Raw genomic sequence first — 15,902 nt, forward strand, 5'->3', positions numbered from 1 at the left:
CAACTGTCCGTGCCACCGCTCACCGAGAGAGGCTCACACTCATGGTCGACATCGCCGACGTCACCGCGTCCCCCAGCCCCGACCTGCTCACCCCGGACAACTGCACGGTGCTCTTCATCGACCACCAGCCGCAGATGTTCTTCGGCACCGGCAGCGGTGACCGCACCGCCATCATCAACTCCACCCTGGGCCTCGCGAAGGCCGCGAGGGCGTTCGACGTGCCGGTCGTGCTGAGCACCGTGGCCGCCGAGTCGTTCTCCGGCCCGATCATGCCGCAGCTGGCAGCCGTCTTCCCCGAACAGAAGATCATCGACCGCACCACGATGAACGCCTGGGAGGATTTCGCCTTCGTCGAGGCCGTCAAGGCCACCGGCCGCAAGAAGCTCGTCATCGCCGGTCTGTGGACCGAGGTCTGCGTGGTCCTGCCGGTGCTGTCCGCCATCGCTCAGGGCTACGAGGTCTACGTGGTCACGGACGCCTCCGGCGGTGTCAGCCCGCAGGCCCACGAGCACGCGATCCAGCGCATGGTGCAGGGCGGCGCGGTCCCGGTGACCTGGGTTCAGGTTCTCCTGGAGCTGCAGCGCGACTGGGCCCGTACCGAGACGTACGCCGCCGTCGGCGACGTGGTCAAGGAGCACGGCGGCGCCTACGGCCTCGGGATGGTCTACGCGCAGGCCGTCATCGGAGCCCACGCCGCCGGCTGAGCCCACGCACGACGAGAACGCCAGGAACAGGCAGCAGCAAGCAGCAACGGTCAGGAACGGGCAAGAACACGATGGACACTGGACTGTTGGTCCTCCGGCTGGCGGTGGGGTTGCTCATCGCCGGGCACGGGGTGCAGAAGGTGAGCTTCCGGCTCGGCGGCAACGGCCTGGCGGGCGGGACCGAGGAGTTCCGCCACGACGGGTTCCGCGGCGGCCGGCTGACCGCGCTCGTCGCGGGCGCCAGTCAGATCGGGTCCGGCCTGTTCCTGGCCGCCGGCCTGCTCACGCCCCTGGCCGCGATGGCCGCCATGGGCGTGATGACGGTCGCCGGCACCGTGAAGCGGCCCAAGGGACTGTGGGTACAGAACGACGGCTACGAATACCCCCTCGTCCTGGTCGTCGTCTCCGCCGCGCTGGCCCTCACCGGGCCCGGGCGGTGGTCCGTGGACCACGCACTGGCCATCACCCCCTGGCCCGCGTGGATCACCTTTCCCGCGATCGTGCTCGGGCCGGTGAGCGCACTGCTCACCCGCATGGTGCTGCACCGGCCGGCCGCCACCAGGGGAGAGACGCGATATGCGCGCACTGCTGAGTGACGTGGTCCGCACGCTGATACCGCGCGGAGAGGAACGTCACGGTCCGCTGCCTCCCCTGCTGTTGACTCTGACGGTGGCCACCGGCCTGGTCGACGCCGTGAGCTATCTGGCCCTCGGGCACGTCTTCGTCGCCAACATGACCGGCAACGTGGTCTTCCTGGGGTTCGCCCTGGCCGGCGCCGACGGCCTGTCCGCGCTCGCGTCCGTCGTCTCGATGGCCGCGTTCCTCGTCGGCGCGCTCGCGGGGGGCAGGCTCGGCACACGGTTCGCCCTGCACCGCGGGCGTCTGCTGCGCACGGCGACGGCCGTGCAGACGATCCTGGTCGCGGTCGCCCTCGTGGTCGCCGCCGGGTCGGACGGCAGAGTCACCACCGGCGTCCAGTACACCCTGATCGTGTTGCTCGGGATCGCCATGGGCCTGCAGAACGCGGCCGCGCGCCGCCTCGGCGTCCCGGACCTCACCACCACCGTGCTGACCCTGACCCTGACCGGGCTGGCCGCGGACTCCACCCCGGCCGGCGGCGCGGCGCCGCGGCCCGGCCGCCGGATCCTGTCCGTACTGGCCATGTTCTTCGGAGCGTTCGCCGGCGCCGGACTCCTCCTGCACGACCACCTCCTCGTCACTCTGGGGCTCGCTCTGCTGCTCCTCACGGTGACGTCCGTGACCACCCACCTCCTGTCCACCGACGACGCCGCCTGGGCCCGACCGCAGTCCTGAGGCGTCAAGAGAGGCAGGGACCAGCATGAGCTTCGCACCCTCACCACCAGAGCCCTCCAAGCCGGATTCGCCCTGGGCGCCCCTCGCGGCCGGCGTCTTCCGGGCGTTGTGGATCGCCCAGTTGGTGTCCAACATCGGCAGCTGGATGCAGACGGTGGGAGCCCAGTGGCTGCTGATCGGGGACAACGCGGCTCTGGTGACTCTCGTGCAGACGGCCTCCAGCCTTCCCATCGTGCTGCTCGCCCTGCCCTCCGGTGTGGTCGCCGACCGCTTCGACCGCCGTACGGTGCTGCTGGCCGCCCAGTTCGCGATGCTCACGGTCTCCTGCGTCCTGACGGCACTGGCGTTCACGGACGCGCTCACCCCCGTTTTGCTGCTCGCGCTCACGTTCCTCCTGGGCTGCGGCACCGCGCTGATGGGCCCGGCCTGGCAGGCGATCCAACCGGAACTGGTGGAACGCCGCCGGCTCCCCCAGGCGGCCGCGCTGGGCGCCGTCAACATGAACCTGGCCCGTGCCGTCGGACCCGCGCTCGGCGGGGTGGTGGTCGCGGCGGCGGGCGCAGGGTGGGTCTTCGCCTTCAACGCCGCCTCCTACCTCGGCATCGCGGCCGTCCTCCTGCTGTGGCGGCGACCCGCGACGGCCTCCCCCGCCGGCGGGGACGAGAAGCTGCTGGCCGCGCTGTACGCCGGTCGCCGCTATGTGTGGCACGCGCCGGGCGTCCGCCGAGTCCTCCTGCGCACGGTGCTGTTCATTCCCGGCGGCGCCGCCCTGTGGTCACTGCTGCCGGTGATCGCGAGCCGCTCCCTCGGCCTCGGCTCGGACGGGTACGGGCTGCTGCTGGGAGCGGTCGGCGTGGGCGCCGTGGCGGGCGCGTTCGTCCTGCCGCGGCTGCGTCGCGTCCTCGGCGCCAACGGCGTTCTCGGCGTCGGCGCCCTGGTCTTCGCCTGCGTTCTGGCGGTGCTGGCCACGGTCCGGATCCCGTGGCTGGCTGCGGTCGTGCTGTTGCCCGCCGGTCTCGCCTGGATCGGCGTCCTGTCCACCCTCAACGCGGCCGTGCAGACACGTCTTCCGGGCTGGGTCAGGGCCCGCGGACTCGGCGTCTATCTCCTGGTCTTCCAGGGCGGGCAGGCCCTGACGGCACCGCTGTGGGGCGCCCTGGCCGTCTGCCTGGGGCTCCCTGCCTCCCTGCTCGTCGGCAGCGCCCTGATGCTGGTCAGCGCGGTCAGCGTGCGCCGCTGGCCGCTGCATGACGCCGCCCACATCGACCCGTCGCCGTCCGACCACTGGCCCGTTCCCCCTCTGGTGTTCGAGCCCGGACCGACCGACGGCCCGGTGCTGGTCTCCGTCGCCTACCGGGTCGCCCCCGAGAACCACGCCGCCTTCACCGAGCGCATGGACCGGGTCGCCCGCTCACGACGGCGTACGGGCGCCTTCACCTGGGGCCTCTACCAGGACGGCAACGATCCGGCGCAGTTCATCGAGAACTACCTGGTCGCATCGTGGTCGGAGCATCTCGCCCAGCACCACACCCGGCTCACCGCCACCGACCGCCACCACGAGGAGCAGGCTCGCCGACTCCTCGTCCCCGGCACCGCGCCCCGGGTGACCCACGCCTTCGACGCCGCGTCAGGACCCGTCATACCGGATGCGGACGACACCACCTCAGCCGGGTGGTCTCCGTCCCGGACGTCTGCACCCCCACCGGACGCGGCAAGGTCCAGGTGAACCGGGACCTCAGTGTGCGCACCCCAAGGAAGGAATCCACGATGGCGAAGAACGACGAGTCCGACGCAACGGTCCTGACCGACTCCGACGATTTCGACCCCGAATCGTTCCTGGTGGTCCCCGCCAGGACCTTCGACGACCTCGAAGTCGGAGAGGTGTTCCGCGCCCCCAGCCGTACGCTGACCGAAGCCCACGCGGCAGCCTTCCAGACGGTCTCGGCGGACAACCACCCGGTGCACTACGACGCCGTCTTCGCGCGCAGGCACGGCCATACGGCTCCGGTGGTGCACGGACTGCAGGTACTGGCCTTCACCGCGCCGGGCGCCACACTGTTCCCGCACTTCATCGGCGAGGTCTTCATCAGCTTCCTGGAGCTGTCGGCCAGCTTCCTCGGTGAGGTCCACACCGGCGACACGCTCTACCCGGCCCTGACCGTCACGGACCTCGTTCCACAGGACGGCAGCGGCGTGGTGGTCACGGCGGCCACCATCCACAACCAGCGCGGAGAGCTCGTCCTTTCCGGACAGCACAAGTATCTGCTGCGCCGCACCGGTTCGACCTGAGAGCCTGGTCCGCGCGGGACGCGGGACGCGGGGACCAGGGGCCGGTCCTCACGGGCACCGGCCCCTCGTCCTGCGCTCGCCGTCCCCTCAGTAGGGCTCGGATTCGGGGATCACATGCATCGCGGCCTCCTCGGCCGACGCCCCGGCACCGTCCAGACCGACGTCGTAGGCGACCATGTCGTATTCGGTGTTCTCATGGCTGCCCTCGTCCGGCGCGATCAGTCGGCCCGCGCGCTCGTCTCCGACCTCGTCGTCGACAAGCTCCCCGTCCGTGTCCCAGGTGTCCCCGATGCCGTCGCCCGCCGGGACCCCGATGTCCGGCAGCTCCTCGGAAAGACGTTCGTCCAGGCTCTCACCCCACCGCTGCTCCGACGCCGTGACACCGGTGTGCTCCACACCCCAGGGCCGCTCCGGGGGCGAGTAGCCCTCGTCCAGGGCCTCATCGTCGGCCCGGTAGTCCAGGGTGTCCGACGCGTCGAGCAGCCCGACGTCGTCCTGCACCTCGGAACCGTCCGGCTGGTAGACGTCGTCACCCATCGCTTCGTCAGCCACTTGCGCTCCCTAGTCGTCCGGGGGCCCGAGAGCTGGGGGTAGCCGCCCCCACCAGGCCCGTCCACCGCACCGCGCCGTTGCGGCGAAGACGGTGAGAGCCACCAGTGTCCCGCCCCGGATCCCTCGCCACCCCTCCCGAAGCGGAAACCGTGCACTCCTGAGCAAGCGGTGGGCGCGCGGAGGACGCCGTTCGCCGGGTTGGCATTTCCGGCCGGACCGGCACTGCCCGACGGTTTCGTCAGCCCGGCGCATTTCAGCCGGGCGTTCCGCGACGCCACGGCATGTCCCCCAGCGAACGGCAGGCATGTACGTGGTCGGTACGGGAATCCCCGGCGGGGATCCCGCCCGTTGCCGACGTGCCGCCGGCGAGCCCCGCCGGCGGCACGTCGCCGTCTGTCAGGCTGCCGGCCAGGACGGCGTGCTGACCGAGCCGACCTGTCACTCGCTTCCCGCCACGAGTTCGGCCACGACGCGATCCAGGTCGATGTGGAGCCCCTCCGTGCCCGGTCGCACCAGCATGTCGGTCTTCTTCAAGAACGCGACGACCGACGTGGTCGCGATGTCCAGCACGGCGATGCCGACCCTGGACCTGAGGACTATGCGCACCGAGTGCCGATGGCAGTGGTGCGGAGGTGTCACCAGGACGTCTCCGGCACCCGCCGGTCGGCGCAGTCCCTCCGACAGGAGGCTGCGCGCGAACACCCACTCGACCGTGCCGGTCGATGTCACCCCAAGGGAGAGGCACACGGCATAGGGGTCTGCGCTGTCGTAGCGCAGTTCGGCGGGCAGTGATACCGGCGGTTCGTCCGCGACGACGACGTATGTCACCACCTCGTGGGCGACCCGGGTCCCGTCGGCGCTGGAAAACGGCTGTGTCATGTCTTACCCCGATCAGCAGCTTTGGGGGGCAGCGTCTACGCAATTGACCCTAAAACCGCCGATTGAAGCAGCTAGCCGAAGAACGTACGAAGTCTTGTCCGAGAGAGCACCGGGCGCGGGCTTCCTTCACGGGCCCGGAGGGGCGCGATCACGGCCTGGAGGCCGCACGCCACTCGCTGGGGGACATCCCGTAGGCGGTCCGGAACACCCGGCTGAAGTGGGCGGCACTGGTGAAACCCCACTGGTGCGCCACCGCGACGATGGTGCGATGCGCTGCCTCGCGGCGCATCAGATCCCGTCGGCACGCCTCCAGGCGACGCTTCTGGATCCAGCGGCTGACCGTGGTGTCCTCGCCCTCGAAGACCTTGTGCAGGTAGCGCACGGAGATGTGGTGGGCCCGGGCGATGGCCTCCGGACTCAGGTCCGGATCGGCCAGGCGCCGGCCGATGAACGCCCGGATCCGCAGCAGCAACACCGCATCGCCGCTCGGTGTCCCCTCGGAGTCCCTCCCGAGTTGTTCGTCGGCCAGGACGGTCAGCAGATCCACCACATTGCGGGCGACCAACTCTCCGGTGCGCGGCCCAAACGTTTCTGCGGTGTCCGCAAACCGGGACAGCAGGGGCGACAGCAGTCCGCCGAGCGCCGTCTCGGAGCGAAGGGGAGATGCCGTTATCCGCCGCAGCTCCGACTCGCTCAGACCCAGGACCTGCCGTGGCAGGACGAGAGACTTCGTCTGGTACCGATGGGGGAAATCCATCCAGAGCGGACGCGACATGTCGCAGAAGGTGAACTCTCCGGGACTCAGGTACACCTCGCGGGCATCCTGCTCGATTCTGGCGGCGCCCCTTCCCAGGAGGTTGACGACCACGTACTCCTCATTGCCGCCCTGTGCGATCAGCCGCTGAGTGCGCCACGCCCGCATGGGACCGCCGTCCGCCGTGGCGAGCTGCAGATGACCCAGCGGGAACGTCCGGATGGTTCCCGAGCAGACCTCGTCCGGGACGGCCACGTCAGCTGCGGCGAATGTCTGGGACAGAGCTTCGCGCCAGTACGCCCGTCTCTGACGGACAGGCATCGAATCCGTGGTGAGGAGGCTGCTCACGCGAGGGCCTTCGGCAGGCGGAGAGGTGACCGTCGTCATGATTCCCGTCCTCCTTTCAAGGTTTCAAGCACCTGTCACCATCCTGGCGACCCGCCCACACCCCCACATCCCACGGTTCGCCAAGTGATGGGAAACCGTCGTGCGATACGAAGCGGTCACTCTCCGTTGTCGCGGGCCGCCACCAGTTGGGCCAGCTCCACGCGCGAGGAGATGTTGAGCTTGGTGAAGGAGCGGCGCAGATGCGAGCTCACCGTGTGCGGCGAGAGCGAGAGACGCTCCGCGACCTGCCGGTTCGTCAGTCCCTGCGCGACGAGCCGCACCACGCCGACTTCCGAGACGGTCAGCTCCGGCCACCCCTTCACGGATCCCGCGGACGTCGTACGCCGGACGCCCATGGCCCGCAGACGGCGGCGGACCCGTGCGGCGTCCCACTCGGCACCCGCCTCCGTGTAGAGGGCGAGGGCCGAATCGAGGTGGGGCACGCCTTCGGACCCACGGGTGGCGGCCAGCTTGCGTCCGGCGTCCTCCAGCGCTGACGCCCGTGCCAGCAGCCGGGGGCAGTCGTCGTACAGCCGGACCGCGCGCAGCAGATGAGCGAGATCGTTGTCGAGCAGCCCTCGGGCGTGCGCGGCCGTAGCCGCCAGGATCGTGAACCCGGGGTTGAGCGTGGCCCGTCGCTCCGCCACGGAGACCGCCAGCTCGGCACGTTCGCGCGCTCCGGCGCGCAGCGCCATACGGACGAAGACGGGGGCGTCGGCGGGATCGTCCGGACTGGCCAGGGAGGGCCCCTCCTCGGCAAGCGCCGCCGCCGCTTCGTCGAGTACCGCCATGGCATCGTCGGGACGGCCCTCGAAGTCCGCCAGCAGTGCGGCCATCCACGAGCCCACGTTGCGGACGAGCGGCGCCTCGTCGCTCAGCATCCGCCTCCCCTGCGCGACATAAGCGCGGGCGGCGTCCAGGTCATTCGTGTGGAGGGCGACACGCACCAACGTGTACAGCAGTGTGGCGTCGGCGAAGTTGCCCATGCCCAGCTCGTCGACCATGGCCGAGGCGCCTTCCGCCTCGGCCCGGGCGTCGGCCAGCCTCCCCGCGTCCAGGAGGGTGCGCGAGCGGTTCATGAGCCACAGGAGCATGGCGGCGGCCTGCCCCTGCTGCCGGGTCTCCCGGACGCCGGCCTCGGACGCCGCGAGCGCTTCAGCGGACCGCCCCGCAGCGTTCAGCAGGAAAGTCGTCCACAGTGCCTCCGGCACCCACAGCGAGTGCGCGATCCCGAGACCGGCGGCCAAGGCCGCGGCCCGGTCCGCCAGCCGGAACGACTCGCTCCAGTCCATCCGGTAGAAGAGCACGACCGAGTCGACGGCGATCGCGGTGGCCTCGGCGACCTGGTCCCCCGCCTGCGCGGCGGCCTCCAGCGCCTCGGTCACCGCGTCGGCGGTCGCCTCCATGTCGCCCACCATGGACAGATTGAGGCACAGCAGCGCCAGCAGCTGTGCCCGCAGCGTCGCCGGGATGCCGGGCAGCGCCGCGCCGGTACGGGCCTGCCGGACGGCCTCCGCGAAGTCGTACTGGCTGGACATGCGGGCCAGATTGAGCCGCACCTGTGCTTCGTCCTGCGGCCGCATGCTGCCGGGCAGCGTCGCGGCGCCGAGCGCGCGGGCTCGTGCGGCCTGCCCCGTCTGCCACAGAAGGAGGATGGTCTCGGCGACGATCGCCGAGCGATCCGGGGCCCGGTCGGCGGTGAGTCCCAGGGCTCGGCCGCTGAGTTCCGCCGCCGAAGAGGGCGCGGTGGCCGCGAGTTCCGCCGCGGCGCCGCGCAGCAGTTCGACGGCCGCGCGGTCGCCGAAGTCCGCGCTGTCGGCCAGCAGCGTGGCGGTTTCGAGTACCGGGGCACCGCGCGCCAGCAACACGTCGGCGGCATGGCGCCGCAGCGCCCGGCGTACGGAGGCGGGGAGGCTGCCGTCGACGGCCTCGCGGATCAGGTCGTGGCGGAACCGCAGGTGACTGTCCTGCTCGACGAGCAGGTCGGAGTCGAGGGATTCCCGCACGGGCGCGATCAGGGTGGCCGCCGGTCTGCCCATCAGCTCGGCCAGCAGATCGATGGGGACGGTGCGGCCCACCGCCGAGGCAGCCTGCACGACCTCGCGGGCCGGCTCGGAGAGCTGGTCGAGACGCCGCTGGACGGAGGAGCGCAGGCGCTCGGGGATCAGGCCACGCGCCAACCGTGCCACCTGGTTCTCGATGATCACCGAATCCTCGTCGCGGAGCCCGCCGAGCAGTTCCACCAGCAGCAGCGGCATGCCCTCCGCCCGGCGGGCGGCCCTCATGACGGCCGGATCGGGCGCTGCTCCCAGGACGTCCTCGGCGATTCTCGCGACCGCCTCGTCGGTGAGCGGGCCGAGGCGCAGCTCGTGCGCTCCGGCCTGCTGAAGTCGGTCAAGTGTCACTCGTACCGACGGGGTCCCCGTCCCGCTGCGAACGGCCACCACCCACAGGATCGCGTGCGACGAAAGCCTGGCCGAGAGGGTTCGCAGGGCAAGAAGGGTCAGGTCGTCGCACCATTGCACGTCGTCGAGGACTATCAGCAGCGGCGTGTCGAGGGCCGTCTGCTCCAGCCGGTCCTGCAGCTCCTGAAGCAGCCAGAACCGCTGGTCGGGCGCCGCGGAGAGCTCTCGCACCGTCGCCGTGTCGAGCAGCGGTTCGACTCCCGACAGCAGACCCTCCAGCAGCGGACCGAGCGGCACGAAGTGTTCATCGGGATCCGCGCCTCCCCGGAACGCCCGGATGCCCCGCCGCACCGCGGCGGCGTGCCCCTCCGCCAGGAGCCGGGTCTTGCCACTGCCCGGCGCACCCTCGACACACACGATCCCGCCGTGTCCGCGGGAAAGGACGTCGAGTCGTGCGCCGATGAACGCCAGCTCGTCGTCCCGGCCGCGCACCGGCACCTGCACGGCACCCGTTCTGCCGGTCGGGGGTTGCTTCGTAAACCGGTCCACGTGCCATCCCGAAAAGCCGTGGCCGCACAGAATGCGGCTGTCGCGGGCGTGCGATGCGCTGAATCTGCACGAAGCATGCCATGTTTCAGCCAGACGGGGGGTTTGGGGGCGTTTGATCGAGCCGAACCGGACCGGGAAGAGCACGCCGACCGCGTGGCCGACCGCGGTGAGGTGATCCGCCGCCCTGCACCCATGTGCCGGTCCGGCGCGGGGCAGCCCGTCCCGGGAGGTCGGCCGAAGCGGTCGGCCGGGGACGAGCCTGCCATGGCGGGCCGGCATCGGTACGTGACCGGGTCACTGGCGGCCCGCCGGGGGTCTCAGTCGAAGCGCAGGTCGGAGAGCTGCCGTTCGAGCGCGGTGATGTCGTCGTCGGGTGTCTCCTGGGTCGGGCGGGCGGCCGTGAGGGCGGCCAGCTCGGCGGCCGCCCGCCGTATGCGTGCGGGCAGGCCCTCGGTGTACTCGTCGCCGCCGGCTCCCCAGTCCTCGGACGCCGCGTACACCGCGGTGGGTACGACGGTGGCGCGCAGGTAGGCGAAGAGCGGGCGCAGGGCGTGCTCCAGCACCAGGGAGTGGCGGGCCGTGCCTCCCGTCGCCGCGACGAGGACCGGCTTTCCGGTGAGCGCCTCCGGGTCGATCAGGTCGAAGAAGGACTTGAACAGCCCGCTGTAGGAGGCGGTGAACACGGGAGTCACGGCGATCAGGCCGTCGGCGCCGGTCACCGCGTCGATCGCGGCGGCCAGTGGGGGCGCCGGGAACCCCGTCACGAGGTTGTTGGCGACGGCGACGGCGAGTTCCCGCAACTCGATGACCTCGGTCTCCACCGCGTGGCCTCCGTCGGCGAGCTCGTCGCGGGCCGACTCGGCGAGACGGTCGGCGAGCAGGCGCGTGGAGGACGGAGTGCTCAACCCGGCGGACACGGCGAGGAGCTTCATACGGCGGACACCTCCTGAACCGCCCGCAGCGACGCGTGGGTGGGAGCGTCCGGCACGCCGGCCGAGCGGCCGATCGCGAACTCCTTCCGCAACACCGGCACCACCTCTTCGCCGAGGATGTCGAGCTGTTCCAGGACGGTCTTCAGGGGCAGGCCCGCGTGGTCCATCAGGAACAGCTGCCGCTGATAGTCGCCGACGGTCGCGCGGAAGGACAGCGTCCGATCGATGACCTCCTGGGGAGAGCCCACCGTCAGCGGAGTCTGCTCGGTGAACTCCTCCAGCGACGGCCCGTGCCCGTAGACGGGCGCGTTGTCGAAGTAGGGGCGGAACTCCCGCACCGCGTCCTGGGAGTTCTTCCGCATGAACACCTGCCCGCCGAGGCCGACGATGGCCTCCTCGGGCCGGCCGTGCCCGTAGTGCGCGTACCGCCGCCGGTACAGCTGGACCATCTTCCTCGTGTGCTCGGCCGGCCAGAAGATGTTGTTGTGGAAGAAGCCGTCGCCGTGGAAAGCCGCCAGGTCGGCTATCTCCGGGGAGCGGATGGAGCCGTGCCACACGAACGGCGGTACGCCGTCCAGCGGACGGGGCGTGGCCGTGAACCCCTGCAGCGGAGTGCGGAACTTCCCCTCCCAGTTCACGACGTCCTCGCGCCACAGCCGGCGCAGCAGCGCGTAGTTCTCCTTGGCGAGGTTGATGCCCTGCCGGATGTCCTGCCCGAACCACGGGTACACCGGACCCGTGTTGCCGCGGCCCATCATCAGGTCGACGCGCCCGTCGGCCAGGTGCTGGAGCATCGCGTAGTCCTCGGCGATCTTCACCGGGTCGTTGGTGGTGATCAGCGTCGTGGCGGTGGAAAGGATCAACTTCTCGGTACGGGCGGCGATGTAGCCGAGCATCGTGGTCGGCGACGACGGCACGAACGGCGGGTTGTGGTGCTCGCCGGTCGCGAAGACGTCCAGGCCGACCTCCTCCGCCTTCAGGGCGATGGCCACCATGGCCTTGATGCGTTCATGCTCCGGCGGGGTGTGGCCGTTGGTCGGGTCGGGGGTCACGTCCCCCACCGAGAAAATTCCGAACTGCATGGGGTCCTCTTCACTCCGGTGACTGTGACTGTGACTGTGACTGTGTGGGTGCCGGAAATGTAGGCACCGATCGAACGGTCGACCTGCCTGTGCGTGCGGAGCGGCTTGTCCGTCAGCGCCCCACCGCCGAAGACATGCGGGAGCCGGGGCGCCCTCGAAGACGCCCCGGCTCCCGTTCGGTCACTTCGCCAGGAAGGTGAGGAGCGCCGCGTTGACCTCCTCGGCGTGGGTCCACAGCAGTCCGTGCGGGGCGCCCTCGATCTCGACGTAGTCGGCGGACGGCAGCGCCTTGTGGAAGGGGCGGGCGGTGCCCTCGACGGGCAGGATGCGGTCGCCCGTGCCGTGCAGGATCAGGGCCGGCACGTCGATGGCCGGGATGTCGGCGCGGAAGTCGGTGTACCAGGTCGACGGCGCGGCGGCGGCGGCGAAGAAGCCGCTGCCCGCGGCGACGTTCCAGCTGTTGCGGACGGCCTCCTCGCTGATCCTGGTGCCGAGGTTCTCGTCGAGGTTGTAGAAGTCCTTGTAGAAGGCCGTGAAGTACGCGTACCGGTCCGCCTTCACGGCCGCGACGACACCGTCGAAGAACTCCTTGGGGGCGACCCCGTCCGGGTTGTCGTCGCTCTTGAGCAGGCAGGGCTCCAGCGAGGCCAGGAAGGCGACCTTGGCGACCCGGGTGGAGCCGTAGGCGGACACGTACCGGGCTACCTCGCCGGTGCCCATCGAGAACCCGACCAGGATCGCGTCCCGCAGGTCGAGCGTCTCCATCACGGTGTTCAGGTCGGCGGCGAAGGTGTCGTAGTCGTAGCCGGTCGTCGGCTGGCTGGACTGCCCGAAGCCGCGGCGGTCGTAGGTGATCACGCGGTAGCCGGCGTCGAGCAGCGTGGCACTCTGCCGCTCCCAGGAGTGGCCGTCGAGCGGGAAGCCATGGATGAGGACGACCGGCTGCCCGGTTCCGTGGTCCTCGTAGTAGAGGTCGATGGCGGTGGAGTTCTCCTGGCCCACGGTGATGTACGGCATGGGTTGCTACCTCGTTTTCCGGAATGACTGGTGCGCGCGGCCACGCCCTGCCTTGCGGGGAAGGGCGCCGTCGTACCGGAAGACCGGACCGTCGGCGGCCGGTCGGCAGGCGTGGGCGGCACGGAACGCCCTTCACGCTAGGTCGGACGCTGAGCCCCGTGTTGCCTCGCAGCGCACTGGTCCTTGCCTGACGGCGCAGACCGCGCCAGCGCGGACAGGCAACGGCTCGGGCACTCACAGGCAAGGCGCCGTCGCCGTACGTCCTTACCGTCTGTTCGTACCTGAGGCTCTCCGCCCGGCCGGGCGTCCGGCCGGTCACCACCCTGCGCAAGGAGTTGTGCCATGTCTCGATCCGGCAGCCCGACCGTGGTCCTGGTCCACGGCGCTTTCGCCGACGCCTCCAGCTTCTCCCGTGTCATCCCCGAGCTGATCGCCCGCGGCCTGGACGTGGTGGCCCCGGCGGTACCCAACCGCAGCCTGCTCGGTGACGCCGCCTATGTCGCGTCGCTCGTCCGCCAGATACCTGGCCCGGTCGTCCTGGTGGGCCACTCCTACGGCGGTGCCGTCATCACCGTCGCCGGTGCGCAGGACAACGTCACAGCGCTGGTCTACCTGGCCGGCTACGCCCTGGAGAAGGGTGAGAGCCTCGGCGAACTGCAGGGCCGCTTCCCCGACTCCGACCTCGCCGCCGCACTCGTCTACACGCCGTTCCCGATCGAGGGCTCGGCCACTCCCGGTACCGATGTGTCGGTCCGGATCGACAGGTTCCCGGCCATCTTCGCCGCCGACGTCGAGCCCCGCCTGGCCTCCGTTCTCGCCGTCTCCCAACGTCCGCTGGCCGCGCAGGCGTTCGCCGAGCAGGCGCCCGTCGCGGCCTGGAAGACCAAGCCCTCCTGGGGGCTGGTCGCCTCGGCCGACCACACGATCAACCCCGACGTGGAGCGCTTCGGCTACCGGCGGGCCGGAATGACCACCGTCGAGGTCGACTCCTCGCACCTGGTGATGCTCGCCCATCCCCAGCGTGTCGCCGAACTGATCGACGAGGCGGTCCAGGCCACGGCCCGGTGACCGCCCGGGTCCTGGACGCCGGACCGTCCGAAGCCGAAACCGTGGACACCACCCTTGGAAGCGAACGATGAACTCACCGATCCCACGCCGCACCGTCACCCTCTCGCTCCTGGCCGGAGCCGCCGCTCTGGGGACTTCCGGCGCCGCGCTCGCCGCTCCGGCACCTACGCAGGACGGGCCGGGCCGACGTCACCGGCCTGAGCGTCCCACCATCGTCCTGATCCACGGCGCGTTCGCCGACGCCTCCAGCTGGAACGCCGTCGTCGAGCGGCTTCAGCGGCAAGGCCACCATGTCCTGGCTCCGGCGCTGCCGCTGCGCGGGCTGGCCGGTGACGCCGCCTACATCCGCAGCGTCCTGGACAGCGTTGCGGGCCCGATCGTGCTGGTGGGCCACTCCTACGGCGGAGCGGTCATCAGTGTCGCCGCAGCAGACGCGCCTCGGGTCAAAGCCCTGGTCTACATAGCCGCCTTCGTTCCGGACATTGGCGAAAGCGCACTGGAACTCACCGGCAAGTACCCCGGCAGCACCCTTGCGCAGGCCGTCTCCACCCAGTACTACCCGCTGCCCGACGGCGGCCAGGGCGAGGAGCTGGTCATCAAGAAGGAACTGTTCCGGGAGCAGTTCGCGGCGGGCGTGCCGACCAGGACCGCTCAGGTGATGGCCGTGGGGCAGCGGCCGATCGCCCTGGCCGCGCTCCAGGAGAAGTCCACCGCTGCGGCATGGAAGCAGATCCCCAGCTGGTACCTCGTGGCCACCGAGGACCGCAACATCCCTCCGGCCGCCGAGCAGTGGATGGCCGAACGCGCCCGCGCCCACACCGTCGGAGTCCGCGCGCCCCACGCGGTCGCGGTGAGCGACCCGGGCCCCGTCACCGAGCTGATCCTGCGCGCCACCCGCTCGGTCCGCTGACCGACCGACTCTCTGCGACACCACGAAGCGGTGCCGTACGGCGAGGGGGCCCGCCCGCATCCCGGACGGGCCCCTTCCCGCACTCCTCGACATGATCACCGAGGCGTGGGACACCCGGCCGTTTCAGCGGTGCTCGGGGTTGTCCGCCCCCGGTCGGCAGCCGGCGTCCCACTCCGTGCGCTGGTTGCCGTGGGCCGGAACACCTCCGGCCCGTTTGAGCAGGGCCGCCAGGTGCATCAGGTTCCAGGTCATGAAGCTGGTGTTGCGGTTGGTGAAGTCGTTCTCCGGGCCGCCCGAACCGGGGTCCAGGTAGGAGGGGCCGGGGCCCGCGGCGCCGATCCAGCCGGCGTCCGCCTGCGGCGGGATGGTGTAGCCGAGGTGCTGCAGGCTGTAGAGGACGTTCATGGCGCAGTGCTTGACGCCGTCCTCGTTGCCGGTGATCAGACACCCGCCGACCCGCCCGTAATAGGCGTACTGTCCCTGGGAGTTGAGCAGGCTGGAGCAGCTGTACAGGCGCTCGATGACCTGCTTGGTGACGGAGCTGTTGTCGCCCAGCCAGATGGGGCCTGCCAGTACCAGGATGTCCGCGGCCATCACCTGCTCGAAGAGCGCGGGCCAGACGTCCGTGGCGAAACCGTGTTCGGTCATGTCCGGGTAGACGCCCGGCGCGATGTCCAGGTCGACCGCGCGGACGAGTTCCGTGGTCACCCCGCGCGCGTCCATGATCGCCCGGCTCTTGTCGATGAGTCCCTGGGTGTGGCTGAGCTGGGGAGACGGCTTGAGTGTGCAGTTGATGAAGAGCGCACGCAGATCGTCGAAGCGGTAGCCGTCCTCGGTGGACGGGGCTGATGGTGCTGCCATGGCGGACTCCGGGGAGGGGAGCAGAGCGGACAGGGGGGAGGGTGAAGGGCGAGGGGCCCAGGGCGCGGGGTGATGCCAGTGGCAGCGTCTCGCGGAAATCGCGCACTGCCCCGTTACGACGCACCGGCGCGCGGTGAGTTCCCAGAGGTCCAGCAGCTCATCGTGCGCGCCGCCTGCTGTCTGCCGCCTTGCCTGCTGC

General features: G+C 70.6%; 15 protein-coding genes. 7 read left to right on the top strand and 8 right to left on the bottom strand.

Going from position 1 to position 15,902, the window contains the following annotated elements; genetic code table 11:
* The first annotated feature begins 41 nt into the window (after nt 1-41).
* The 5 genes from ACIBAF_RS13425 to ACIBAF_RS13445 all read left to right on the top strand — a co-directional run bounded on the left by ACIBAF_RS13425 (nt 42) and on the right by ACIBAF_RS13445 (nt 4,307).
* Nucleotides 42-704: a hydrolase gene (locus ACIBAF_RS13425; protein ID WP_399463304.1), complete on the top strand. Its 663-nt coding sequence runs from the start codon at nt 42-44 to the stop codon at nt 702-704.
* Between the two features lie 71 nt (nt 705-775).
* Nucleotides 776-1,300 (top strand): DoxX family protein, encoded by a 525-nt coding sequence (locus ACIBAF_RS13430; protein ID WP_399463305.1) that lies wholly within the window; start codon nt 776-778, stop codon nt 1,298-1,300.
* Nucleotides 1,281-2,018, top strand: a complete 738-nt coding sequence (locus ACIBAF_RS13435) for a YoaK family protein (protein ID WP_399463306.1) — start codon at nt 1,281-1,283, stop codon at nt 2,016-2,018. The genes ACIBAF_RS13430 and ACIBAF_RS13435 overlap by 20 nt, the downstream gene beginning before the upstream one ends.
* Nucleotides 2,019-2,043: 25 nt before the next feature.
* Nucleotides 2,044-3,744 (top strand): MFS transporter, encoded by a 1,701-nt coding sequence (locus tag ACIBAF_RS13440; protein ID WP_399463307.1) that lies wholly within the window; start codon nt 2,044-2,046, stop codon nt 3,742-3,744.
* Nucleotides 3,745-3,785: 41 nt separating this feature from the next.
* On the top strand, nt 3,786-4,307 hold the full coding sequence (locus tag ACIBAF_RS13445) for a MaoC family dehydratase (protein ID WP_399463308.1): 522 nt from the start codon (nt 3,786-3,788) through the stop codon (nt 4,305-4,307).
* An 87-nt stretch (nt 4,308-4,394) separates the two neighbouring features.
* On the opposite strand, the gene ACIBAF_RS13450 is transcribed toward ACIBAF_RS13445, so the two are convergent.
* The 7 genes from ACIBAF_RS13450 to ACIBAF_RS13480 all read right to left on the bottom strand — a co-directional run bounded on the left by ACIBAF_RS13450 (nt 4,395) and on the right by ACIBAF_RS13480 (nt 12,864).
* Nucleotides 4,395-4,844: a DUF5709 domain-containing protein gene (locus ACIBAF_RS13450; RefSeq protein ID WP_399463376.1), complete on the bottom strand. Its 450-nt coding sequence runs from the start codon at nt 4,842-4,844 to the stop codon at nt 4,395-4,397.
* A gap of 453 nt (nt 4,845-5,297) precedes the next feature.
* Nucleotides 5,298-5,738, bottom strand: a complete 441-nt coding sequence (locus tag ACIBAF_RS13455; protein WP_399463309.1) for an SsgA family sporulation/cell division regulator — start codon at nt 5,736-5,738, stop codon at nt 5,298-5,300.
* 148 nt (nt 5,739-5,886) lie between these two features.
* On the bottom strand, nt 5,887-6,813 hold the full coding sequence (locus ACIBAF_RS13460; RefSeq protein WP_399463310.1) for a helix-turn-helix domain-containing protein: 927 nt from the start codon (nt 6,811-6,813) through the stop codon (nt 5,887-5,889).
* Nucleotides 6,814-6,995: 182 nt separating this feature from the next.
* Complete coding sequence (locus ACIBAF_RS13465) at nt 6,996-9,788, bottom strand: ATP-binding protein (RefSeq protein WP_399463311.1); 2,793 nt, start codon at nt 9,786-9,788, stop codon at nt 6,996-6,998.
* A 362-nt stretch (nt 9,789-10,150) separates the two neighbouring features.
* The gene (locus ACIBAF_RS13470; RefSeq protein ID WP_399463312.1) at nt 10,151-10,765 is read right to left on the bottom strand and encodes an FMN reductase; all 615 of its coding nucleotides are present in this window, start codon (nt 10,763-10,765) and stop codon (nt 10,151-10,153) included.
* A complete protein-coding gene (locus tag ACIBAF_RS13475; RefSeq protein WP_399463313.1) occupies nt 10,762-11,847 on the bottom strand; it encodes an LLM class flavin-dependent oxidoreductase in 1,086 nt (361 codons plus the stop codon). The genes ACIBAF_RS13470 and ACIBAF_RS13475 overlap by 4 nt, the downstream gene beginning before the upstream one ends.
* Before the next feature lie 180 nt (nt 11,848-12,027).
* Nucleotides 12,028-12,864, bottom strand: coding sequence for an alpha/beta fold hydrolase (locus ACIBAF_RS13480; RefSeq protein ID WP_399463314.1), 837 nt, complete (start codon nt 12,862-12,864; stop codon nt 12,028-12,030).
* 342 nt (nt 12,865-13,206) lie between these two features.
* Between ACIBAF_RS13480 and ACIBAF_RS13485 the strand changes: the two genes are divergently transcribed.
* The gene (locus ACIBAF_RS13485) at nt 13,207-13,932 is read left to right on the top strand and encodes an alpha/beta fold hydrolase (protein WP_399463315.1); all 726 of its coding nucleotides are present in this window, start codon (nt 13,207-13,209) and stop codon (nt 13,930-13,932) included.
* Between the two features lie 67 nt (nt 13,933-13,999).
* A complete protein-coding gene (locus tag ACIBAF_RS13490; protein WP_399463316.1) occupies nt 14,000-14,842 on the top strand; it encodes an alpha/beta fold hydrolase in 843 nt (280 codons plus the stop codon).
* 123 nt (nt 14,843-14,965) lie between these two features.
* On the opposite strand, the gene ACIBAF_RS13495 is transcribed toward ACIBAF_RS13490, so the two are convergent.
* The gene (locus tag ACIBAF_RS13495) at nt 14,966-15,703 is read right to left on the bottom strand and encodes a flavodoxin family protein (protein WP_399463317.1); all 738 of its coding nucleotides are present in this window, start codon (nt 15,701-15,703) and stop codon (nt 14,966-14,968) included.
* Between the last annotated feature and the right edge of the window lie 199 nt (nt 15,704-15,902).

Source organism: Streptomyces sp. NPDC051677 (assembly GCF_044453465.1).
Lineage (GTDB): Bacteria > Actinomycetota > Actinomycetes > Streptomycetales > Streptomycetaceae > Streptomyces.